This window comes from Pseudomonas oleovorans subsp. oleovorans (assembly GCF_002197815.1).
GTDB lineage: Bacteria > Pseudomonadota > Gammaproteobacteria > Pseudomonadales > Pseudomonadaceae > Aquipseudomonas > Aquipseudomonas oleovorans.
Window position 1 is genome coordinate 1 of record NZ_NIUB01000054.1, and the last position, 21621, is coordinate 21621.

23 protein-coding genes are annotated in these 21621 nt (G+C 63.3%); 15 read left to right on the plus strand and 8 right to left on the minus strand.

Annotated features, from left to right (window positions below):
* From PSOLE_RS21670 to secB, 4 genes are all read left to right on the plus strand, one after another.
* The coding region (locus PSOLE_RS21670; protein ID WP_211281483.1) for an HNH endonuclease at positions 1-539 on the plus strand (539 nt) is incomplete at its 5' end.
* 160 nt (positions 540-699) lie between these two features.
* Positions 700-1113 carry a rhodanese-like domain-containing protein gene (locus PSOLE_RS21675; protein ID WP_003464147.1) on the plus strand — a complete coding sequence of 138 codons (414 nt, stop codon included), beginning with the start codon at positions 700-702 and terminating at the stop codon, positions 1111-1113.
* Position 1114: 1 nt separating this feature from the next.
* Positions 1115-1375, plus strand: a complete 261-nt coding sequence (gene grxC, locus PSOLE_RS21680; RefSeq protein WP_003464145.1) for a glutaredoxin 3 — start codon at positions 1115-1117, stop codon at positions 1373-1375.
* 28 nt (positions 1376-1403) lie between these two features.
* Positions 1404-1889: a protein-export chaperone SecB gene (gene secB, locus PSOLE_RS21685; protein ID WP_003464143.1), complete on the plus strand. Its 486-nt coding sequence runs from the start codon at positions 1404-1406 to the stop codon at positions 1887-1889.
* Between the two features lie 343 nt (positions 1890-2232).
* On the opposite strand, the gene trmL is transcribed toward secB, so the two are convergent.
* Positions 2233-2697: a tRNA (uridine(34)/cytosine(34)/5-carboxymethylaminomethyluridine(34)-2'-O)-methyltransferase TrmL gene (trmL, locus tag PSOLE_RS21690; RefSeq protein WP_003464141.1), complete on the minus strand. Its 465-nt coding sequence runs from the start codon at positions 2695-2697 to the stop codon at positions 2233-2235.
* On the opposite strand from trmL, the gene PSOLE_RS21695 reads away from it, so the two are divergent.
* Entirely contained in the window at positions 2696-3139 is a 444-nt protein-coding gene (locus tag PSOLE_RS21695) for a hypothetical protein (RefSeq protein WP_003464139.1), read from the plus strand. The two genes, trmL and PSOLE_RS21695, sit on opposite strands and share 2 nt — an antisense overlap.
* 335 nt (positions 3140-3474) lie before the next feature.
* On the opposite strand, the gene PSOLE_RS21700 is transcribed toward PSOLE_RS21695, so the two are convergent.
* Positions 3475-5853, minus strand: a complete 2379-nt coding sequence (locus tag PSOLE_RS21700) for a penicillin acylase family protein (protein WP_074860409.1) — start codon at positions 5851-5853, stop codon at positions 3475-3477.
* A 120-nt stretch (positions 5854-5973) separates the two neighbouring features.
* Between PSOLE_RS21700 and PSOLE_RS21705 the strand changes: the two genes are divergently transcribed.
* The gene (locus PSOLE_RS21705; RefSeq protein WP_074860411.1) at positions 5974-7017 is read left to right on the plus strand and encodes an AraC family transcriptional regulator; all 1044 of its coding nucleotides are present in this window, start codon (positions 5974-5976) and stop codon (positions 7015-7017) included.
* Between the two features lie 162 nt (positions 7018-7179).
* Here PSOLE_RS21705 and PSOLE_RS21710 read toward each other — a convergent pair whose 3' ends face one another.
* Complete coding sequence (locus PSOLE_RS21710; protein WP_074860407.1) at positions 7180-7761, minus strand: DUF6436 domain-containing protein; 582 nt, start codon at positions 7759-7761, stop codon at positions 7180-7182.
* 124 nt (positions 7762-7885) lie between these two features.
* Between PSOLE_RS21710 and PSOLE_RS21715 the strand changes: the two genes are divergently transcribed.
* Positions 7886-8827 (plus strand): alpha/beta hydrolase, encoded by a 942-nt coding sequence (locus PSOLE_RS21715; RefSeq protein ID WP_074860403.1) that lies wholly within the window; start codon positions 7886-7888, stop codon positions 8825-8827.
* 254 nt (positions 8828-9081) lie between these two features.
* On the opposite strand, the gene PSOLE_RS21720 is transcribed toward PSOLE_RS21715, so the two are convergent.
* Positions 9082-9849 carry a hypothetical protein gene (locus tag PSOLE_RS21720; RefSeq protein WP_074860401.1) on the minus strand — a complete coding sequence of 256 codons (768 nt, stop codon included), beginning with the start codon at positions 9847-9849 and terminating at the stop codon, positions 9082-9084.
* A 112-nt stretch (positions 9850-9961) separates the two neighbouring features.
* Between PSOLE_RS21720 and PSOLE_RS21725 the strand changes: the two genes are divergently transcribed.
* Both PSOLE_RS21725 and PSOLE_RS21730 read left to right on the plus strand, forming a co-directional pair.
* Positions 9962-10585 (plus strand): 2OG-Fe(II) oxygenase, encoded by a 624-nt coding sequence (locus PSOLE_RS21725; RefSeq protein WP_074860399.1) that lies wholly within the window; start codon positions 9962-9964, stop codon positions 10583-10585.
* A gap of 38 nt (positions 10586-10623) precedes the next feature.
* Complete coding sequence (locus tag PSOLE_RS21730) at positions 10624-11115, plus strand: DUF523 domain-containing protein (RefSeq protein ID WP_003464123.1); 492 nt, start codon at positions 10624-10626, stop codon at positions 11113-11115.
* Positions 11116-11510: 395 nt separating this feature from the next.
* Here PSOLE_RS21730 and serA read toward each other — a convergent pair whose 3' ends face one another.
* Entirely contained in the window at positions 11511-12740 is a 1230-nt protein-coding gene (serA, locus tag PSOLE_RS21735; protein ID WP_003464121.1) for a phosphoglycerate dehydrogenase, read from the minus strand.
* Positions 12741-12921: 181 nt separating this feature from the next.
* Between serA and PSOLE_RS21740 the strand changes: the two genes are divergently transcribed.
* The 5 genes from PSOLE_RS21740 to PSOLE_RS21760 all read left to right on the plus strand — a co-directional run bounded on the left by PSOLE_RS21740 (position 12922) and on the right by PSOLE_RS21760 (position 17556).
* Complete coding sequence (locus PSOLE_RS21740) at positions 12922-14313, plus strand: FAD-binding oxidoreductase (protein WP_003464118.1); 1392 nt, start codon at positions 12922-12924, stop codon at positions 14311-14313.
* 113 nt (positions 14314-14426) lie between these two features.
* On the plus strand, positions 14427-15092 hold the full coding sequence (locus PSOLE_RS21745; protein WP_074860397.1) for a fumarylacetoacetate hydrolase family protein: 666 nt from the start codon (positions 14427-14429) through the stop codon (positions 15090-15092).
* Between the two features lie 111 nt (positions 15093-15203).
* Positions 15204-16121, plus strand: a complete 918-nt coding sequence (locus PSOLE_RS21750) for an SdiA-regulated domain-containing protein (protein ID WP_074860395.1) — start codon at positions 15204-15206, stop codon at positions 16119-16121.
* Between the two features lie 101 nt (positions 16122-16222).
* Positions 16223-16570, plus strand: a complete 348-nt coding sequence (locus tag PSOLE_RS21755) for a NirD/YgiW/YdeI family stress tolerance protein (RefSeq protein WP_074680151.1) — start codon at positions 16223-16225, stop codon at positions 16568-16570.
* Between the two features lie 71 nt (positions 16571-16641).
* On the plus strand, positions 16642-17556 hold the full coding sequence (locus tag PSOLE_RS21760; RefSeq protein ID WP_074860393.1) for an SdiA-regulated domain-containing protein: 915 nt from the start codon (positions 16642-16644) through the stop codon (positions 17554-17556).
* On the opposite strand, the gene PSOLE_RS21765 is transcribed toward PSOLE_RS21760, so the two are convergent.
* Both PSOLE_RS21765 and cadR read right to left on the minus strand, forming a co-directional pair.
* The gene (locus tag PSOLE_RS21765; protein WP_003464108.1) at positions 17553-17888 is read right to left on the minus strand and encodes a YegP family protein; all 336 of its coding nucleotides are present in this window, start codon (positions 17886-17888) and stop codon (positions 17553-17555) included. The genes PSOLE_RS21760 and PSOLE_RS21765 overlap by 4 nt on opposite strands.
* A gap of 60 nt (positions 17889-17948) precedes the next feature.
* The gene (cadR, locus tag PSOLE_RS21770) at positions 17949-18401 is read right to left on the minus strand and encodes a Cd(II)/Pb(II)-responsive transcriptional regulator (RefSeq protein WP_003464107.1); all 453 of its coding nucleotides are present in this window, start codon (positions 18399-18401) and stop codon (positions 17949-17951) included.
* A 79-nt stretch (positions 18402-18480) separates the two neighbouring features.
* On the opposite strand from cadR, the gene PSOLE_RS21775 reads away from it, so the two are divergent.
* Positions 18481-20700: a heavy metal translocating P-type ATPase gene (locus tag PSOLE_RS21775; protein WP_074860391.1), complete on the plus strand. Its 2220-nt coding sequence runs from the start codon at positions 18481-18483 to the stop codon at positions 20698-20700.
* A gap of 159 nt (positions 20701-20859) precedes the next feature.
* Here PSOLE_RS21775 and rpiA read toward each other — a convergent pair whose 3' ends face one another.
* Positions 20860-21531 carry a ribose-5-phosphate isomerase RpiA gene (rpiA, locus tag PSOLE_RS21780; RefSeq protein ID WP_039965303.1) on the minus strand — a complete coding sequence of 224 codons (672 nt, stop codon included), beginning with the start codon at positions 21529-21531 and terminating at the stop codon, positions 20860-20862.
* Between the last annotated feature and the right edge of the window lie 90 nt (positions 21532-21621).

Genomic DNA, 21621 nt, shown 5'->3' on the forward strand with positions numbered 1-21621 from the left:
TGGCAAAACAAACCTTCAGCAAGCTGGATCATCTGATCTTTTGGCGAATCTGGAGGTGGGCGAAACGTAGGCATCCGAGGAAGTCGGCTGATTGGATCAGGAATAAATACTTCCGATCCATAGGCGGACAGAGCTGGGTGTTCGCGTACCCCTACAAGAATGGTGAGGGAGAAAAGCAGTACCGCCGGCTATACCTGTTGGCGGGAACCGCAATCGTGCGTCACAAGCGTCTACCCGGGGCTTACAACCCCTATGATGTGGCGCACGAGCTGAAGTGGGAGGCGCTGAGGGTTCAACGGATGCAGCACAAGCTGCGTTATCGGGGGCAAATACTCAGTATCTTCCGCAGACAGAAGGGGCTTTGTGCCCTTTGCGGGCAAGCGGTGAGTAAGGAAACGGGCTGGCACGATCACCACGTCATCAGGCGTGTGGACGGCGGTTCGGATACTTTACGTAATCGCACACTGCTTCATCCCAACTGCCATGCGCTGGTTCACAGCCAGCGCCAAGAGGTAACTCTACGATTCAGCGGCTTATAGCTGTAGAATCCGACGCAACACTTCGTACGTTGCCGGCCAAGCTACTTGGTTTTTTCGTAAGCTTGAGCCGTATGCGGTGAAAGCCGCACGTACGGTTCTTAGGGGGGGATGGGCCAGCAATGGCCTATCCCTACCCGACTTACCGTCCTGGGCCATATAGATGTTCGCCAACCTGATTGAATTCATCATTAATCACTATGTACTGAGCGGCATGTTCGCCGTTCTGCTGGTGTTGCTGATCGTCACCGAAATGCGCAAGGGTGGGCAGAGCCTGTCGAGCCGCGAGCTCACCGCGCTGGTCAATAGCGGCAAGGGCGTGGTGCTCGACGTGCGCGCGCAGAAGGACTTCTCCGCCGGGCATATCGTCGATTCGCTGCACATCCCTTACGACAAGGTGGTGGCACGTATCGCCGAGCTGGAAAAGCACAAGGCCAAGACCATCGTCGTCGTCGACGCCATGGGGCAGCATGCCGGCAGCGTCGCCCGCGAGCTGAAGAAAGCCGGTTTTACCGTCGCCAAGCTGTCCGGTGGCATCGCCACCTGGCGTGGCGACAACCTGCCGCTGGTGAAGTGACATGACCAGCGTGGTCGTGTACTCCAGCGACTGGTGTCCCTACTGCATGCGCGCCAAGCAGCTGCTGGCCAGTAAAGGGGTGGACTTCGAGGAAATTCGCGTCGACGGCCAGCCGGCCATTCGCGCGGAGATGACCCGCAAGGCTGGCCGCACCTCGGTGCCGCAAATCTGGATCGGCAGTACCCATGTGGGTGGCTGTGACGACCTCTACGCCCTGGAGCGCGCCGGCAAGCTCGACGCCCTGCTGCAGAGCCCCGCTTGAAACCTCAACGTTAAGGAAGGCAAACGTCATGACCGAGCAAGCCAACAGCGGCGCAGCCGCTGCCGATTCGCAGAATCCGCAATTCTCCCTGCAACGCATCTACGTCAAGGACCTGTCCTTCGAAGCGCCGAAGAGCCCGGAAATCTTCCGTCAGGAGTGGACGCCGAGCGTCGGCCTGGATCTGAACACCCGCCAGAAGGCCCTGGAAGGCGACTTCCACGAGGTGGTGCTGACCCTGTCGGTGACGGTCAAGAACGGCGAAGAAGTCGCCTTCATCGCTGAAGTGCAGCAGGCCGGCATCTTCCTGATCAAGGGCCTGGACGCTGCCTCGATGAGCCACACCCTCGGTGCCTTCTGCCCGAACATCCTGTTCCCGTACGCCCGTGAAGCGCTGGACAGCCTGGTGATCCGCGGCTCGTTCCCGGCCCTGATGCTGTCGCCGGTGAACTTCGACGCGCTGTACGCCCAGGAGCTGCAGCGCATGCAGCAAGCCGGCGAAACCGCTGCGCAATAAGCGTCATATCGCTGGAAAAACGCCGCGACTCCCTCCGAGGGAGCGCGGCGTTTTGCTTTTTCAGGGGCGACATGAGCCGGTTTCTATAACCGGTGCTGCCCACGCTCTGCAGGGTTACCAGTGTTTGCAACGCCCACTTCATGCCGGGTGGCGCAGGCAGAGCATAAGAATGACCCATCAGGCGGCCCCGGGTTTTGCCGAGCTCAACCCAGGCTACCTGCATGCGTTGTAGGAGCCCGCTTGCGGGCGATGGCGGCGACCTGATCGCCGGCAAGCCGGCTCCTACAGGTCGGGTTGCGGCGTTTATTCGGCATCGTGGGATGGTTGGGGCAGGGTGCGCGCCTCACTCGGCTTCGGCGAAGCCGTTCTGCCGCCAGGCTTCATAAACCGTCACCGCCACGGTGTTGGAGAGATTCAGGCTGCGGCAACCGGCGCGCATCGGCAAGCGTACGCGCTGCTCCGGTGGCAGCGCGTTACGTACGTCCACGGGCAGGCCACGGCTTTCCGGGCCGAACAGAAACGCGTCGCCGGGTTGGTAGGCGATCTCGTGGAACGGTTGCGAACCCTTGGTGGTGAAGGCGAACAGGCGCGGCTGGCCAAGGCTGTCGAGGCAGCTCTGCAGGTCCGGGTGGCGCTTGAGGGTGGCGTATTCGTGATAATCCAGGCCGGCGCGGCGCAGGCGCTTGTCGTCCAGTTCGAAGCCCAGCGGCTCGATCAGGTGCAGCTGGCAGCCGCTGTTGGCGCACAGCCTGATAATGTTGCCGGTATTGGGCGGAATTTCCGGTTGAAAGAGGATGACGTGGAACATGCAACACTCCGAGCGCTGGGACGAGCGCCATTCTACGCCGCCAGAAGATCCACGGCCGCGTTTGCGCTGGCGTTTCGTGGCATCGGTGATGCTGATCGCCTTTCTCGTCGGCATGATGATCGGCCGCGTGTTCGATCCACCACGTCTGCGTATCGAGGATGCCGAGGCCTGGGAACAGGGGTTGCAGCTCTGGTTCAACCGTGAGCCACAGGCGCAGGCCGAACATGTCGACGGCGCCCTGGTGTATCGCTACGCGGATGCCTACGGGCGGGTGCGTGAGGGGCAATTGAAACTGCCGTTGGGGCTGGTGAACTGGCGCGTGGAGCGCGACGGACGGGATCTGCTGCTGGTGCTGGTGTCACCCCGTCCGCTGGACGGGGAGTGGCGCGGTGCGCAAGAGGATGGACGTTGGCGGGCGCGCCTGACGCTGCGTCCCAAATAAAGAAGGGGATTCCCCGGCCTGCCTGTACCAAGGTCCCCGAAACGGGTGGCGCCGCGCTCATGGGCAGAGCAACGGCGCGTTACACATGACGCGCGGTGGCGTCGAATAAAGAAGGGGATTCCCCGGCCTGCCTGTACCAAGGTCCCCGAAACTGGGATTGCCTTAGCTTATGCAGGGCGTGTGCCAATTTTATTGTCGCAGCGGGAAGGCGCTATTTCGCTGGGTTTGAGGCCCGCGGGCGAGGGCTGCGGCGCCAGTTGCGACGCCACGGTGCACCAGCGTGCAGCGTGATGCACCGCTGGCGCACCACGCTGTTCTGGGGGCTGGATGGGGGCTCAGCGTGGTAGCAGTTTCAGCGTGCCCTGGCGGTTGGCTTTGACGTCGGCCTCGCTCAGGTGCTGTGGCTGATACTTGCCGGCCACATGGGGCGCCGCCTGATCGCCGTAATGCGCGTCGAACGGCACGCCGCTCTGGCCGACGGGAATGCCGCCCAGCGCCTTGTCGGCATCGGCCAGGTCGACCAGTCGTCGGGTGGAAGGGCCATAGACCACGGGCCAGGGCGCCGGGCCAACCTTGTGCGAGAAGTTGTTCGGCGTTTCATGGCCGCCTGGTGCGGCGAATGGGCCGATGTTCAGCAGCCAGGCCAGTGGCTGCTGTTGGCCAAGCGGGTGGCTATGAGTAAGGGTATGACCACGGCCCCAGGCCCAGGCTGCGGGATCATCGCCGAGAACACTGCGCAGGTGCTCCAGGCTGGCGCGCCAGGCGTCGGCGACGATCTGCGCGCGGCTCTCGCGCTGCTCGCTGCCCTGGCGATTCCACCAGGGTGAATCGGCATTGGCGGTCAGGCGCGGCAGGGCCGTGTCGAGCACGCGGGTTTGCAGCAGGCTGTCGAAGAACACCTCGCCCAGCTCGTCGGCCATGGCTTCGCGAGCAAGCTGATAGATCAGCTGGTTGAACAGGGTAGCGGCCACGGAATCGAGTGCATGGTCGCCATTCCACTTGGCCAGTTGCTCCGCCAGTGCGCGCTCCTCATCGTTCGCCGCTGCGGCGCGCAGTTCGTCGAGGATCGGCGCCAGCAGGCGCGGGCCGTAGCCGGTACCGGGGTCGAGCTGCAGCGCCTGGCTGTTCTGCGTATCCCATTTCACCGAGGCGTCGCTCAGGCGCTGGTTCAGGCGCTGGCCACGATCCGGCAGGTTGTAGTAACCGGGAATCTGAATGCCGCTGGCCGGCACGGGCTGGTAGTTGGCCGAGAGGATGTAGCCGCGCTCTGGGTTCTCTTCCTGCGGGTTGGCGCTGAAGGGGTGATAGCCGAGCTTGTCCGCTTCACCGCTGGCGCCATCGAGAATGAAGGTCGGGTTGACGCCGGCCGGGCGCAGCGGCAGCTTGGCTGCGGCCCACCAGCCAATATCGCCGCTGGCACTGGCCCAGACCACGTTGAGGCCGGGGGCTTCGATTTTCTCGACGGCGGTGCGGGCCTTGTCCAGGGTGTCGGCACGGTTGAGCTTGTAGAAAGCGTCGAGCATCGGGTTGTCGGTTTCGAGGAAGGCCCACCACATGGCGATGGGCGTGCTGCCACTGGTCTGGCCCAGGGCATCGTTGATGATCGGCCCGTGCGGCGAGCGCCGCAGGGTGAGCTGCACCGGTTCGGCGTCCTTGACCTGGATGGTTTCCGTGCGCTGCTCGAGGTCGACCCAGTTGCCCCGGTACCAGACCTGATTGGCGTTGTCCGGGTTGACGCGCTCGGCGATCAGGTCGAGGTCGTCATTCTGGAACATGGTCAGGCTCCAGGCGAAGTCGCGGTTATGGCCGAGCATGGCGCTGGGTACCAGCGCGTGGTGGTAGCCATACAGCTCGTAACCGGGCGCTTGCAGATGGGCCTCGTACCACACGGCTGGCAGCGAGAAGCGAATGTGCGGGTCGCCGGCCAGCAGTGGCTTGCCGCTGGCCGTGCGGCTGCCGGAGACGACCCAGGCATTGCTACCCTCGAACTGGGGCAGACCGCTGCCTGCCAGGGCGCCATTGCTGAGTTGTGCCAGAGCTGACAGATCCTGCCAGTCACCGGTATTCAGCGTGTTGGCGAGTACGCCCTGTGGATGCCAGTCGAGATCGAACAGCTGGAGGTAGTCAGCGCCCAGCTCGTTGCGGACATGGGTCATCACCGGTTCGGTGCGCAGGGCCGCGGCGAAGCTGTAGGCCATGTAGCCGGCGACGCTGAGCGTATCGGCCATGGTGAAAGGGCGTGGCTCGATGCCCAGCAGATCGAACTCCAGCGGACGTGGGCGGCTGGCCTGGTACTGATTGACCCCTTCGAGATAGTGCTGCAGCGCCTGGGTGGATGGGCTGCCTGCGTCCAGGCGGGCGGCGTAGGCATCGGCATGGCGGCCTATTTCCAGGGTGCGGAACAGGCGGTCGGTGGGCACCAGCTTTTCGCCGAGCACTTCGGCCAGTTCGCCGCGCGCCAGACGCCGCAGCAGCTCCATCTGGAACAGTCGATCCTGGGCGAGCACGAAACCCAGAGCGCGGTACATGTCCGCCTCGTTCTCGGCGCGGATGTGCGGCACGCCGCGCTCGTCGTAGTCGACCGTGACCGGCGCCTGCAGCGCGCCGAGTACCAACTCGCCATCGCGTTGCGGTTGCTTGTCATGCAGGTACCAGGTCAGGCCGCCAGCTGCGGCTGCAATCACCAGCGCAAGGGCGGTCAGGGAACGTTTCATCCAGCGATCCTTATTGTTGTGGGGCAAGCGTGCAGGCATTTTGCTCAGGCGCGTGGGCGGCGGCATTGACCATATGCCTCAATGCTGAAAGTCTATGGTCAATATTTGCCAGAGATCGCCATGGTCGATAACGCCTTCGTCGCCCTTACTCATTCCTCGACCCTACGTCGGCTGCTCTACGAGGCCCTGGCGGCGCTGGGGCTCGACCCGACCGACACCTACCGTCGGGCCTACGCTGGTGTGGCCCTGGCGGCGCCGTTGCTGGAAGCGCGCGAGGAGCACGACAACGCGCCGCGCTTCTGGCAGGCGCTGGAGGGCATCAGCGGTGACGCCGATATCGGTCTGCACCTGGGCGAGGTCATGCAGCCACGGCCGATGGATGTGGTCAGCTATCTGCTGCTGGCAGCGCGTGATCTGCGTCAGGGCTTGCAAGCCTTCGTGCGCTTCCAGCACATCCTCTCCGGTGGTTTTGCCGCGCGACTGCAAGAGCAGGGAGACGAGGCGCACCTGGTGATCGATCTCAACTACCGCGAGGTTGGCTCGCTGCGTCAGCAGATGGAGTGCCTGGCCGTGCTGCTGAGCAAGATGCTGGCGTCGGCCGCTGGCGGCGAGTTGCCGTTGATGGGCGTCGAGTTTCGCCACCGGGCGCCGCGCAAGCTTGCCGAGCATCGCCGCCTGCTCGGTGTCGAGCCACGGTTCTCGCGCCCCCATGACGTGCTGATCCTGCCGCGTGCGCTGCTCTCGCGACCCTCGCGCAGTGCCAGCCCGCGCCTGTTCGAGGTGCTCAGCGAAGAAGCCGAGAAGCAGTTGGCAGGGTTGGTGGAGAACCAGTTGCTGGCGCGGGTGCGCTACTGGCTGGAGGTCAATCTAGGGGGTACGACCTGCAGCCTGGAGGCCTGTGCACTGGCGCTTGGCAGCAATCGCGGTGCCTTGCAACGTTCGCTGAGCGAGCAGGGCAGCAGTTTTCGCGCACTGCACGATGAGGTGCGGCGCCTACGTGCGCTGCGCCTGCTGGATCAAGGCCTGGGCGTACGCGAGGTGGCGCGCGCCTGCGGTTTCGCCGAGCTGTCGCCGTTCTACCGCGCCTTTCGACGCTGGCAGGGCGGGACGCCGCGCGGCCTGTATCGCGCCACGGAACGACTGGCGAGTGAAGAGCGTTCGTAGGGTGGGTTAGCGACGCTGGAGGTGGATCGACAAACGCCGCGGAGGTGGTGCGTCGCGTAACCCACCAGGCGGTGGCTCGTATTGCGCCGATGGTGGGTTACGCCGCGTCAAACAGAGCTAATCGACCGGTAAGCGCGACAGGCGGCTGTTGCTCGGGCCTCGTCAGTTGCTGGTCGGCGCGGCCCAGTCGCAGAAGCAGCCCACCGCCAGGGTGTTGCTGGCGTCGACCCGGCGCCCAGCGGCCAGGGCTTCGAGTATGGGTTCGATGAAGCTGTTGCTCGAGTTGCACACCAGGCCTTCGCTGTAGGGGCCGAAGTAGGCCAGCTGGCCCTGTCTGTCCCAGATCGCCACGGCGGGGCTGGCCGGCAGATTGGCGCTGCCGGGTAGCTCATCGATGGGGTGCAGCGCGGCCAGTTCGGCGGGCAGGCGGCCCTGACTACCGGGCTTCTGTACGACATGAAATTGCACGCCCTTTGGCGTGTAGTGTTCGATCAGTTCGGCAAGGTGCTGCTGGTTGCCGACATTGCATGGGCAGGCCGGGTCCCAGAAATGCACCAGGCGGATCGCGCCGGGGCCGCTCAGTTCAGTGGGTAGCTGCAGTTCGGCGCCGGAGAACACTGCTGCTCGCTCGTCGAAGGTGCGCAGGTAGCGCGTTTCGAACCAGCGGTAAGCCAGCGCCATACCGGCCAGCCAGGCCAGGGCGAGCAGGGCGATGAGCAGGTTCTTGCGGGACAGGCGGAGCATGGGCGGGCCGGGCGTAAAAAGGGCGTGTAGCTTGCCACGATGCGCCGGGCAGCTGAATATCGCAGCATTCGAGGAGATGTCGTCGGGATCGTCCGCGCGCATCCTGCAACTTATGGAAAGCCCTATGTCAGAGCCGTTTCAGCCCGATCACTTGCGCCCTCTGCTGCGACCCTTGGCCGCAGCGCACCTGGATTTGCCGGCGCTGCAGGCGTATCGCAGCTTCTACGGTTTTGACTTGTCTGCGCGCTTTGCCGGGCTGGACAACCGTCTCGGCAGCTTCAATGCCGCCGGCTACCAGATCGCCGTGCAGCTGTGGGCGCCGGCCGAGCCGCAGGGCACCCTGCTGTTGCTGCACGGCTATTACGACCATATGGGCCTGTACCGACATGTGGTCGACTGGGCGCTGAGCATGAATTTTGCCGTGCTCGCCTGCGACCTGCCGGGGCACGGCTTGTCCAGCGGCGCGCGTGCCAGCATCGGTGATTTTGCCGAGTATCAGCAGGTGCTGGCTGGTTTGTTCGAGCAGGCCAGCGAGCTGGGGCTGCCGCAGCCCTGGCATCTCTGTGGGCAGAGTACGGGGGGGGCGATTCTGCTGGATTATCTGCTCGCCGACGGCAAGCGCCCGGAGCTCGGGCAGAGCATTCTCCTGGCACCACTGGTGCGGCCGCGCGCCTGGGCCTGGTCGAAGCTCAGCTATCGGATGCTCAGTCCCTTCGTTCGGGAAATTCCGCGGCGCTTCAGCGAGAACTCCAGCGACGCCACCTTCATCGACTTCGTGCACAACCTCGATCCCCTGCAGCCGCGCAGCCTGCCGACTGCCTGGGTGGGGGCATTGGCCAAGTGGGTGCCGCATATCGAAGCGGCCGGGCGCAGCACGCACAGCCCGCTGATCATTCAGGGTGAGGCGGACATGACCGTGGACTGGCGCTACAACCTCGAGGTGCTGCAGGACAAGTTCCATCAGCCGCAGATCCTGCGATTGGCAGACGCCCGCCATCACCTGGCGAACGAGAACGAGACGTTGCGTAAGCACTATTTCGACTTTCTGCGCGAGCGATTGGCGTAGGTTCTGCCGGCACCAAGGAGCATCGTAGATGGGGAGAACAACGCGAAACCCATCAGATGGCCCAATACCGATCAGATAAGGTTGCAAAAGCGGCCTTTCGCAGGAGCCCCGCCCCGGGGCGAAGCTTTCCAATTGCGCACCGCCCTGGTTCGCGGCGGGGCGCCGCTCCTACACATTCGCAGCGTCGATGCTTAACTGACGGGCATTAATCAAATGGCCTGGGTTTCGCTGCGCCCAACCCAGGCTACAGGCTGTTATATGCCCTGCGATGCCGGCTCCAGCTCGTTGCTGCTCATGCCTACTGCAAGGCCTGCGCGCAGCGCCTGCAGGGCGGCCTGGTAATAGGCTTTGCCCGCCTCCGACTGGGCGAATTCGACGAACTGCTCCAGCTCGGGGTCGCTCAGCTCGCGATAGACGTGCAGCAGGGTGTTGTCGAGATCCTGTTCGATCTGCGTCATCAGGCGCTCACGCTGGCCATTGAGCAACCCCTGAGCCTGACTGCCGCCGAGCAGGCCGGGAATCATCTGGCTGAGGCTGTCGGCTGCCACGCCGGCCAGCGCCAGGCTGACTTCAGCCCCCGCTTCCTTGGCGGGAATGGCCTGGGCCAGGTGACGAATCAGTAGGCGGCGAGTGGCATCGGCATCGGTGCGTGGCAGGCCATTGGCGTATTTGGCCAATTGGTCGCTACGGGTGGCCAGCGTCTCGGCGGCAACGATCTTGCGGCCCAGCGCGGATTCGAAGAAGGCCAGCGCCGGCTGCGGGTCGGCCAGCCCCATGCGCAGGCTGTGCTGCGCGCGCTGGTCGATGGCGGCAGCAGCAAAGCGGCGATTGCTGTTATCCACCAGCGCCTGAAACACCGCCGGTGGCAGAGTGCTGCGGTAGCGCTGCTGAGCCGCGTCGAGCGCCTGATTGAAATGTTCACGCTGTTGCGGCCAGCCGGCAGCCTGATACAGGCGCAGGTGGTCGTCTGCCAGGGCCGGCAAGGTCAGGCCAATCAGCAACAGGGCAAACAGAACGCGCATCGAGAACTCCTTGGCAAACTTTCCTGGTCGGCCGCAGGTGTTGCGGCCGGTTATTTTCGGTGGCTGGTGGAGGCTTGTCGAGTCACGACATGCCACTGATACAATCGCCGCCATGACCGAATCCAGCCTGCAAGACCTCATTTCCGGCCTTATCGACGACCTTGCCAGCCAGGGCTGGTCGCAACGGGCGTTGTTCGCCCCAGAAGTTCTGACCCGCGAACTGGCCGTCGAGTGTCGCACGCGTGCACAGAATGGCGAACTCAATGCCGCCGGCGTTGGGCGCGGGGGCACGCAGCAGGTGCAGGAAGGGATTCGCGGCGATCGCATCCAATGGCTGGAACCTGGCCAGAGCCAAGCCTGTGACCAGTATCTGCAATTGATGGACGGTTTGCGCCAGGCACTCAACCAGGCGCTCTATCTGGGGCTCGAAGACTACGAATGCCACTTCGCCTGCTATGCACCGGGGGCCTTCTACCAGCGCCATCTCGATCGTTTTCGCGATGACGACCGCCGCACGGTGTCGGCGGTGTTCTATCTGAATGAGGAGTGGCAGGCCGAGCACGGCGGGGCGTTGCGCCTGTATCTGGCCGATGGCCGGGAGCATGACGTACTGCCTCAGGCTGGAACACTGGCGCTGTTTCTATCTTCCGAGATGCCTCACGAAGTGCTGCCGGCCACCCGCGAGCGACTGTCATTGACCGGCTGGTTCAGGCGTCGGGGTGGCGCGGTACTCTGAGGTCTGCGGGCTGTCTGGCGACAGTCATGGAGAGGGCGATGCAGAAGATATTGGTCAGCCGCTGCCTGCTCGGGCATCGGGTGCGTTATGACGGTGGTGCTCACGGACCTTTCGATCAGCTGCAGCTGTGGCTGGACGAAGGACGGGTGGTGGCGCTGTGTCCGGAGGTGGCGGGTGGACTGCCGACGCCACGTCCGCCTGCGGAAATTCGCCATGGACAGGGTGGTGCGGTGTTGGATGGTCGGCTGCCGGTACTGACGATCGAGGGCGAGGATGTCACGGCTGCATTCGTCGACGGCGCCGAACAGGCGCTGGCGCTGGTGCGCGAGCACGACATCCGCCTGGCACTGCTGAAGGCGCGCAGCCCTTCGTGTGGCAATCTGGAAAACTATGACGGCAGCTTCAGCGGCGTGCGAGTGCCGGGCGAGGGCGTGACCGCTGCCCTGCTGAAACGAGCTGGAGTGAAGGTGTACAACGAAATGCAGTTGGACGAAGCGGCCGCCGAGTTGGCGCGGTTGGAGCGGGATTGAGGTAGCCCGGATGCAATCCGGGGCACGGTGGTGCGCGCGGCGCACCCTACGGAATGAGAAAGGGAGGCCCGAAGCCTAATGCTGATCAGATAAGTTCGTCACCACCCCCTCCTACTTGCAGTAGAGGGGGGCGCTTTTCGTAGGAGCCAGCTTGCTGGCGATGCTTTTTATGGCGGATCGCCGGCAAGCCGGCTCCTACAAAGATCGAGTGCAACGGCTTAACTGACTGGCATTAGGCCCGAAGCCTCCCTTTGTTCATTTCTGCATACCTTCGGGGCTCGCGAGCCAGAGCGAGACAAGGCGGGAGCGACCGAGGAGAGCGGAGTTTACGTCAGTAAATGAGCATCTCCGAGGTTGTTCCCAACGCCGTATCGCCGACGCGCAGCCGCTCCGGTTTAGAACAGGACGCGGCTGCGGATGGTGCCATTGACGTGCTGCAGCTTCTCCAGCGCCAGGTCGGAGTACTCGGCGTCTACGTCGATCACCACGTAGCCGACCTTGTCGTTGGTCTGCAGGAACTGACCGGAGATGTTGATGCCGTTGTCGGCGAACACCTTGTTGATGTCGCTCATCACGCCCGGAATGTTCTGGTGGATGTGCAGCAGGCGGTGCTTGCCTGGGTGTGCCGGCAGGGCCACTTCAGGGAAGTTGACCGAGGACACCGAGGTACCGTTGTCGCTGTACTTGACCAGCTTCTCGGCCACTTCCAGGCCGATGTTGGCCTGCGCTTCGGCGGTGGAGCCACCGATGTGCGGGGTCAGGATCACGCGATCCAGGCCACGCAGCGGGCTCTCGAACTCTTCGTCGTTGGACTTGGGTTCGACCGGGAACACGTCGATGGCCGCACCGATCAGGTGCTCGTCCTTGATCGCCTGGGCCAGGTGATCCAGCTCGACCACGGTACCGCGCGCGGCGTTGATCAGGATGCCGCCCTTCTTCATCGCGCGGATTTCCTTCTCGCCGATCATCCACTGGGTGGACGGCAGCTCCGGCACGTGCAGCGAGACGATATCGCACAGGCCCAGCAGCTCGTACAGGTCACCGATCTGCGTGGCGTTGCCCAGCGGCAGCTTGGTCACGGTGTCGTAGAAGAACACCTGCATGCCCAGCGCTTCGGCCAGTACCGAGAGCTGGGTGCCGATCGAGCCGTAGCCGATGATGCCCAGCTTCTTGCCGCGGATCTCGAAGGAGTTGGCCGCCGACTTGATCCAGCCACCGCGATGGCAGGAGGCGTTCTTCTCGGGGATGCCGCGCAGCAGCAGGATGGCTTCGGCCAGCACCAGCTCGGCCACCGAGCGGGTGTTGGAGTAGGGTGCGTTGAACACGGCAATACCGCGTTCGCGGGCAGCGTCCAGATCGACCTGGTTGGTGCCGATGCAGAAGCAGCCGACGGCGACCAGTTTTTTCGCGCAGTCGAAGACGTCAGCCGTCAGCTGGGTGCGCGAGCGGATGCCGATGAAGTGGGCATCGGCGATCTTCGCTTTCAGCTCATCGCCCGACAGAGCGGTTTTGAGGTACTCGATGTTGGTGTAACCGGCGGCCTTCAGCGTGTCTACGGCGTTCTGGTGCACGCCTTCGAGAAGAAGGAACTTGATCTTGCTCTTGTCCAGAGAGGTCTTGCTCATCGGAGTACCTGTGTCCCACGGGATGTTGTCAGGGAAGGGCTGAGAAACTCAGCCGGCGCCCGCAGATCGCTGCATGGCTCGATTCACGGGGTGCGTATGCTAGCATGTTCGCCTTTTTCAATGCTCGGTTGCGACCTGAATGGTTCTCAGGGCGACCATGAATCCTTTGAGAGTTCCGTAGATGACCACCCCTGCCCAGATCGAAGAGCTGAAGACCCTGGTTGAACCCGGCAAGGTACTGACCGACGCCGATTCCCTCGAGGCCTATGGCAAGGACTGGACCAAGCATTTCGCCCCGGCGCCCTCTGCAATCGTCTTCCCCAAGACTACCGAGCAGGTGCAGGCCATCGTGCGTTGGGCCAATGCGCACAAGGTCGCCCTGGTGCCGTCCGGTGGCCGAACCGGTTTGTCGGCGGCTGCGGTCGCGGCCAATGGCGAAGTGGTGGTGGCGTTCGACTACATGAACCAGATTCTCTCGTTCAACGAATACGACCGCGCGGCGGTGTGCCAGCCGGGCGTGGTGACCAAGCAGCTGCAGCTGTTCGCCGAAGAGAAAGGCCTGTATTACCCGGTGGATTTCGCCTCCAGCGGCTCCAGCCAGATTGGCGGCAATATCGGCACCAATGCCGGCGGGATCAAGGTCATTCGCTACGGCATGACCCGCAACTGGGTGGCCGGCCTGAAGGTCGTGACCGGCACCGGCGAATTGCTGGAGCTGAACAAGGACCTGATCAAGAACGCCACTGGCTATGACCTGCGTCAGCTGTTCATCGGTGCCGAGGGCACCCTGGGCTTCGTGGTCGAAGCGACCATGCGCCTGGATCGCGCGCCGAAGAACCTCACCGCGATGGTGCTCGGCACCGCTGATTTCGACTCGATCATGCCGGTGCTGCACGCTTTCCAGAGCAAGCTCGACCTGACCGCGTTCGAGTTCTTTTCCGACAAGGCCCTGGCCAAGGTGCTCGGCCGTGGCGACGTCCCCGCACCGTTCGAAAGCGAATGCCCCTTCTATGCGCTGCTGGAATTCGAAGCCAGCACCGAGGAAGTGGCCAACCAGGCGCTGGAAACCTTCGAGCATTGCGTCGAGCAGGGCTGGGTGGTCGATGGCGTGATGAGCCAGAGCGAACAGCAGCTGCAGAACCTGTGGAAGCTGCGCGAATATATCTCCGAAACCATCAGCCACTGGACGCCGTACAAGAACGACATCTCCGTCACGGTCAGCCAGGTGCCGGCCTTCCTCAAGGACATCGATGCCATCGTCGAAGCCAACTACCCGGATTTCGAGGTGGTGTGGTTCGGCCATATCGGTGACGGCAACCTGCATCTGAATATCTTGAAGCCCGATAACCTGTCCAAGGACGAGTTCTTCGCCAAGTGCGCGGTAGTCAACCAGTGGGTGTTCGAGACCGTGCAGAAATACAACGGCTCGATCAGTGCCGAGCATGGCGTGGGCATGACCAAGCGCGACTACCTGCACTACAGCCGTTCGCCAGAAGAAATCGCCTGCATGAAAGCGATCAAGGCGGTGTTCGATCCCAACGGCATCATGAACCCCGGCAAGATCTTTGCCTGATCGCAGACGCCCGCCTGACAGCGGGCGTTTTCGTATCCGGCCATGTGTCGGTTAAGGTACGGCACCGGCCACAAGCCGCGATGCCCACAATACGAACAACACAGGAGTCGGTGATGAGCTATCAGCACCAGTATGTCGACGGTACCACCGTCCACTTCCCGCTCGGCAAGGTCGTCTGCATCGGCCGCAACTACGCCGAGCATGCCGCCGAACTGAACAACCCGGTGCCCAGCGAGCCGCTGCTGTTCATCAAACCCGGCTCCTGCGTGGTGCCGCTAGAGGGTGGCTTTGTCATCCCCGAGGATCGCGGCTCGGTGCATTACGAGGCGGAAATCGCCGTGTTGATCGGCAAGCCACTGTCGAAAAAGCCGGATGCCGAAGAAGTGCGTGACGCCATCAGCGGTTTCGCGCCGGCGCTGGACCTGACCCTGCGCGACGTGCAGGCCAGGCTCAAGGAGAAGGGCTATCCCTGGGAAATCGCCAAGAGTTTCGACGGCGCCTGCGTGCTGGCACCCTTCGTGCCCGGCGATGCCATCGAGGACCTGGCCGATATCGGCATTCGCCTGGTGATCAACGGTGAAACCCGCCAGGACGGCAACAGCCGCGACATGCTCAACCCCATCGTCAGCATGATCCAGCACATGGCCGGGCACTTTACCCTGCAGCCGGGCGACGTGATCCTCACCGGTACGCCGGTCGGTGTTGGTGCGCTGAACAAGGGCGACGAGCTGGTGTTGGAGCTGGTCGGTCACAGTCGCTTCACCAGCCGCGTGCTATAAGACGCGCTCAGCGCCTGAGCGCTGAAGCCAGCCGCCGTCCACCCCTCTGGACGGCGGAACTCCTCTCGACAGCGGATGTCGGATTGCCATCATGCAGCCGAGCCGTAGCCGATGTCCGCTCTCCTTCGTAAGATTCGCCGCCCCCGCTACTGGCTTTCAGGCCTGGCAGTCGTCGCCTTGGGTGCGCTGACGCAGACCCAGCACTGGGATGACCGCGCCCAGTTATGGCTGCAGGAACGCTCGACGCCATTGGTTGATCGCCTGGCCAGTGTCTGGTTGCCCGGTTATCGCGCGGTGATCCAGGCCAAGGCGCTGGCCGGCCTGGAAAAGGACGAGACCTCGGGGCTGACCTATAACCCGCAGACCGGCACCTTGTTCACCGTCACCGGCAAGAATCCTCTGCTGGTGGAGCTGTCGCGTGAGGGTGAAGTCCTGCGGCGCATCGAGCTAAAGGGTTTCGCCGACCCTGAGGGCGTGGAGATGATGGATAACGGTCGGATGGCCATCGTCGATGAGCGGCGTCGTCAGCTCACCACGTTCACCCTGGGCGACGATGATCTCGAATTGAATGCGGCCGATTTCTCCGGCTTCGACCTGGGCTTCGCCGAGTCAGGCAACAAGGGTTTCGAAGGGCTCGGCTGGGACTCACGTAGCCATAGCCTGCTGCTTGGCAAGGAGCGCAGTCCGCTGGGGTTGTTCAGCATGCCGTTCCCGGGAGCTGACGATGACGTTGGGGGCTTGCACCCGTTGGCATCCGGTAATCTCGGCCTGCGCGACATTTCCTCGATGAGCGTCGATGAGCGCACGGGCCACGTACTGGTGCTCTCCGATGAGTCGCGCATGTTGCTGGAGATCGACCGCGCTGGTCAGCCGGTCAGTTTCCTCAGCCTCAATGCGGGCTTCAATGGTCTGGATCAGGGCATCAAGCAGGCTGAGGGTGTGGCCATGGACGAGGACGGCAACATCTATATCGTCGCCGAGCCCAATCTTTTTTACGTCTTCAGCAAGCCGCAACCGGATGCCAGTTGAGTGGGGGGACGGATTCAGTTTGGCTTAAGCCGCGATTCAGTCTGGCTTCAGCTAGCGGCACTAATCTGAACCCGTCACTTACGAACAACGAGGTTCTCACCATGAAACGTACCGCTCTCGCTCTGATGGTTCTGCCGCTGCTCAGCACTGCCGCTTTCGCTACTGGCTACACCGGCCCGGGCGCTACCCCGCAGGTCACCACCGTGGCTGCTGCACTGGAAGCTGCCGATGACACCCATGTCGTTCTGGAAGGTCAGATCGTCAAGCGCCTGCAGGACGAACTCTACGAGTTCAAGGACGCTACCGGCACCATCCAGGTGGAAATCGATGACGAAGACTGGCCGGGCCAGACCGTCTCGGAAACCGCCAAGGTGCGCCTGACCGGTGAAGTCGACAAGGACTTCAACAGCCGCGAGATCGATGTCGATCGTGTCGAACTGATCAACTGATCGCGATATTCCGCCCGCCCGCCACGTCAAGCCCGTGGCGGGCTTTTTCGTGGTAGTCAGAGAAAATCATCATGCGTCGTCTGCTCTCCATCAACCCCTGGCTTTATCTGCTGTTGTTCGTGTTGTTGAGTGGAGCCGTGCTGGGTCAGCAGTATCGGCTGTTCGAGCGAGCCTGGTTCTCCGTGCAGGAGTGGCAGCATGGTGCACAGTGGCGCGATCAGTCGCTGTGGCTGGGCGACTACCGCGTGGTGATCGAGGCCAAGCCCATTGCCGATATCAGCGATGTGTCGGCGCTGACCTACGATCCGGATCGGCGCAGCCTGTTCAGCGTCACCAACAAGCCGGCTAAGGTGATCGAGATCAGCCTGCAGGGCGAGCTCAAGCGCAGCATCGATCTCGAAGGCTTCGGCGACCCTGAAGCCATCGAATACATCGCGCCTGGCGTCTACGTGATCGCCGATGAGCGCGAGCAGCGTCTGGTCAAGGTGCGTATCGACGATGACAGTCGTGTGATCGATGCCGCCGATTTCCAGCAGCTATCCCTGGGTATCGGCCTCAACGGCAACAAGGGCTTCGAAGGCCTGGCCTACGACGCACGGAACCAGCGCCTGCTGGTGGCCAAGGAGCGCGATCCGGTGCGCATCTTCGAGGTGCTGGGCTTCCCTCATGTCGACGAGAGCAAGCCACTGGTGCTGCAGGTCAATACCGACCCGAAGCGCGATGCGCGGTTGTTCGTGCGCGACCTTTCCAGCCTGGACTTCGACGCCGCGACCGGCCATCTGTTGGCGCTGTCGGACGAGTCGCGCCTGGTAATCGAACTCAATGCCGACGGCAAGCCGATCAGTACATTGTCGCTGTTACGTGGCCAGCATGGCCTGCAGCGCAGTGTGCCGCAGGCCGAGGGAATAGCGACGGATGACGACGGCAACCTGTACCTGATCAGTGAGCCGAACCTGTTCTATGTGTTCAGGAAGCAGGGCGACTAACTCGTCTGGTCGTCGATCACCGCGCTCGGTGCATTTTTTTGCACCGACTCGATGCCGCTCTTGCAGCTGGCGGCGCTGGCATACATCTGACTTTGCCCGACCACCTGGCCGTTGGTGGCCATGAGCAGGAAGTAGTGTTTATCGTTGCTCGAGGTCTTGATCTCGAAGGCGCCCTCGCGTTGTGAGTTCTTCCTCACCGACTCGATGCCGTTAAGCGCCGAGTCCTTGGCCTTGTACATCTCGCTGCTGAGGATGGGCTGGCCATTGGTCGCCAGCAGGTTGAAGTGGAACTGACCGTCTTTGGCCTTCTTCAGCTCGAACTTTCCAGACATGTTCATTTCTCCCTGAGCGCTCGGCGGTATGCCGCAGCGATGCTCAGCAAGCGTAGTTCATCAATGCGAGTGGCTCTTGCCGACATGGGTATGGCCATCGTCCGGTAGCAGTTGCACACCGCCGCTGACGTTGAGCTGGCGCAGGATGCCGCAGTCTTCCGCCCCCTTGGGGTCGTTGCAACGGTCGCGCAACTCGGTGAGTTGATCACGTAGCGCCTGCAGGCTGTCGATGCGCGCCTGAACATGCTCGATATGTTCGTCTACCAGGCTGTTGATACCGGCGCAGCTCTCGTGGGGCAGGTCACGCAGAGCCAGCAGTCGTTGAATCTCTTCCAGGGTCATGTCCAGCGTCCGGCAATTGCGGATGAACACCAGACGTTCCAGGTGCTGGGCGCCGTACAGGCGGTAGTTGCCCTCGCTGCGTGCGGGCGCCGGCAGCAGACCTTCGCGTTCGTAGTAGCGTACGGTCTCTACCCGGCAGCCGGCCTTTTTCGCCAATTCTCCGATTTTCATGGGATCGCTCCGTAGGTGCTTGACCCTATAGTGACTACAGGGTGTGTACTCGGCAATAGATACCTGACGGAGATTTGCCATGAGCCGCTGCTGCGATCACTCGCACCAACAGCCACTTGCTCACCCTGAGCATGTCCACGATCACGCTGGACACAATCACGAGGCCGTGCCGCAGCCAGCGGACACCGCGCTGACGGGCGCGTGCAATACCCGTATTCGCATCGAGCAGATGGATTGCCCCACGGAAGAGCGCCTGATTCGTGACGCGCTGGGTCGGCTACCGGGCGTGGCCGGTCTGCATTTCAATCTGCTGCAGCGCGTGCTCACCGTCAGTCATGACGAGGGAATGCTGGCGCAGGTGCTGCCGGCCATCCGCGCGCTGGGGTTCACCCCGCAGGTCGAAAATGATCGCACTGCGCAGCAGCCGGCTGCTGCACCGGCAAAAAAACCGTGGTGGCCGCTGGCGCTGGCTGGTGGGGTGGCAACTGCTTCGGAAATCGTGCATTTCGCCGGGCTCGGCCCCGACTGGCTGGTGGCACTGCTGGCCGTTGCCGCCATCCTGATGTGCGGGCTGAACACCTACAAGAAGGGCTGGATCGCCCTGAAGAACCGCAACCTCAATATCAATGCCCTGATGAGCATCGCCGTGACCGGCGCGGTGCTGATCGGTCAGTGGCCGGAAGCGGCGATGGTCATGGTGCTGTTCACCCTGGCCGAATTGATCGAGGCGCGTTCGCTGGATCGGGCGCGCAATGCGATTCGCGGGCTGATGGATCTGGCGCCGCCGCGCGCTACCGTGCAGCAGGCCGATGGCAGTTGGCAGGAGATCGACGTGCAGGCTGTCGGGCTGGGCGCGGTGGTGCGTGTGCGCCCCGGTGAGCGCATCAGTCTCGATGGCGAGGTGGTCGGCGGCAGCTCGACGGTCAATCAGGCGCCGATCACCGGGGAAAGCCTGCCGGTGGAAAAGCGTGTGGGCGACGCGGTGTTCGCTGGCACCATCAACGAGGCGGGCTCGCTGGAGTTCCGCGTAAGCGCGGCAGCACGTGACACCACCCTGGCACGCATCATCCATGCGGTGGAGGAGGCGCAGGGCTCGCGCGCGCCGACCCAGCGTTTCGTCGATCAGTTCTCGCGCATCTATACCCCGGTGGTGTTCGCATTCGCCCTGGCGGTGGCCGTGGTGCCTCCGCTGGTCATCGGTGGCGCCTGGCTCGACTGGGTCTACCGCGCCCTGGTCCTGCTGGTGGTGGCCTGCCCCTGTGCGCTGGTGATTTCCACCCCGGTGACCATCGTCAGTGGCCTGGCGGCGGCTGCGCGTAAGGGCATCCTGATCAAGGGTGGTGTGTATCTGGAGAACGGGCGGCATCTGGCCCTGCTGGCGCTGGACAAGACCGGCACGCTGACCCATGGCAAGCCGGTGCAGACCGACAGCCTCCACTTGCTGGAAGTGGATGAACCGCTGCACGCCACTTGGGCGGCGAGCCTGGCCGCGCGCTCGGATCACCCGGTTTCCCGGGCGTTGGCCCAGCGTGCCGAAGAGCAGGGGCAGGCGTTGCACGATGTCGAGGATTTCGAGGCACTGCCCGGGCGGGGTAGCAAAGGTCGGATCGATGGCACGCTTCTCTATATAGGCAACCACCGCCTGGTCGAAGACCTCGGGCTGTGCTCGGCGCAACTGGAGCAGCGCCTCGAGGCGCTGGAACGTCAGGGCAAGAGCGTGGTGGTGCTGTGCGACGAACAGCGCGCGCTGATGCTCTTCGCCGTGGCCGACACGGTGCGCCAGAGCAGTCGCGAGGCAGTCGCCGAACTTCACGAGCTGGGTGTGCGCACCTGCATGCTCAGCGGTGACAACGCCCATACCGCCGCGGCCATTGCCGAACAGGTCGGTGTCGACGAGGCACGTGGCGACCTGTTGCCAGCCGACAAGCTGGCCTGGGTCGAGGCGCGTCAGGCACAGGGCAGGGTGGTCGGCATGGTCGGCGACGGCATCAATGATGCGCCAGCCCTGGCCAAGGCCGAGATCGGCTTTGCCATGGGCGCCGCCGGCACCGACACGGCCATCGAGACGGCAGATGTCGCACTGATGGACGACGACCTGCGCAAGATTCCGGCCTTCGTTCGCCTGTCGCGGCAGACCCACGCCATCCTGGTACAAAACATCGTCCTGGCCCTGGGCATCAAGGCGATCTTCCTGGCCCTGACCCTGGTGGGCGAGGCGACCATGTGGATGGCCGTGTTCGCCGATATGGGCGTGAGCCTGATGGTGGTGTTCAACGGCTTGCGCTTGTTGCGCAAGTGAACACCCGACCCGTAGCCCGTTTCCGGTGCGCATGGCGAATCGCAGCAGACTCGGATTGCACTCGGGCCACCGACTGCGCAAATCAGAGTGGGTGGAACAAAGGACTCTGTGGGAGGGGCTTCAGCCGCGACAATCGCCGCTGAAGCGCCTCCCACCGATTCAGCGCTTGAGCGTTTTCACGCCTTCGGCGGTGCCGAGCAGCAGCAGGTCGGCCGGGCGGGCGGCGAACAGGCCGTTGGTGACCACGCCGACGATGGCGTTGATGTCCGCTTCCAGCTTCACCGGGTCGGTGATCGACAGGTTGTGCACGTCGAGAATGACGTTGCCGTTGTCGGTCAGCACACCTTCGCGGTACACCGGGTCGCCGCCCAGCTTCACCAGCTGGCGGGCGACATAGCTGCGGGCCATCGGGATGACTTCCACCGGCAGCGGGAAGGCACCCAGCACCGGTACCAGCTTGCTGGCGTCGGCGATGCAGATGAAGGTCCTGGCCACGGCGGCGACGATCTTCTCGCGGGTCAGTGCGGCGCCGCCGCCCTTGATCAGGTGCAGGCGTTCGTCGCTTTCGTCGGTGCCATCGACGTAGAACTCCAGCTCGGCGGTGCTGTTGAGGTCGTAGACCGGTATGCCATGGCCCTTCAGGCGTGCAGCGGTGGCTTCGGAGCTGGCGATGGCGCCATCGAAGTCCATCTTGTGCTTGGCCAGTGCGTCGATGAAGAAGTTGGCGGTGGAGCCGGTGCCGACGCCAACGATGCTCTTGCTGTCGAGGCGCGGGAGAATGTGGTCGACGGCGGCCTGGGCCACGGCCTGTTTCAGCTGATCCTGGTTCATCGCGGGGAAATGCCTGGGAAGGTGGGGGAAGTAGGCGCGAATTATAGCCGCAAGTGCTGTGCTGACGGAGCAGAACCCACGCGTTTCGTA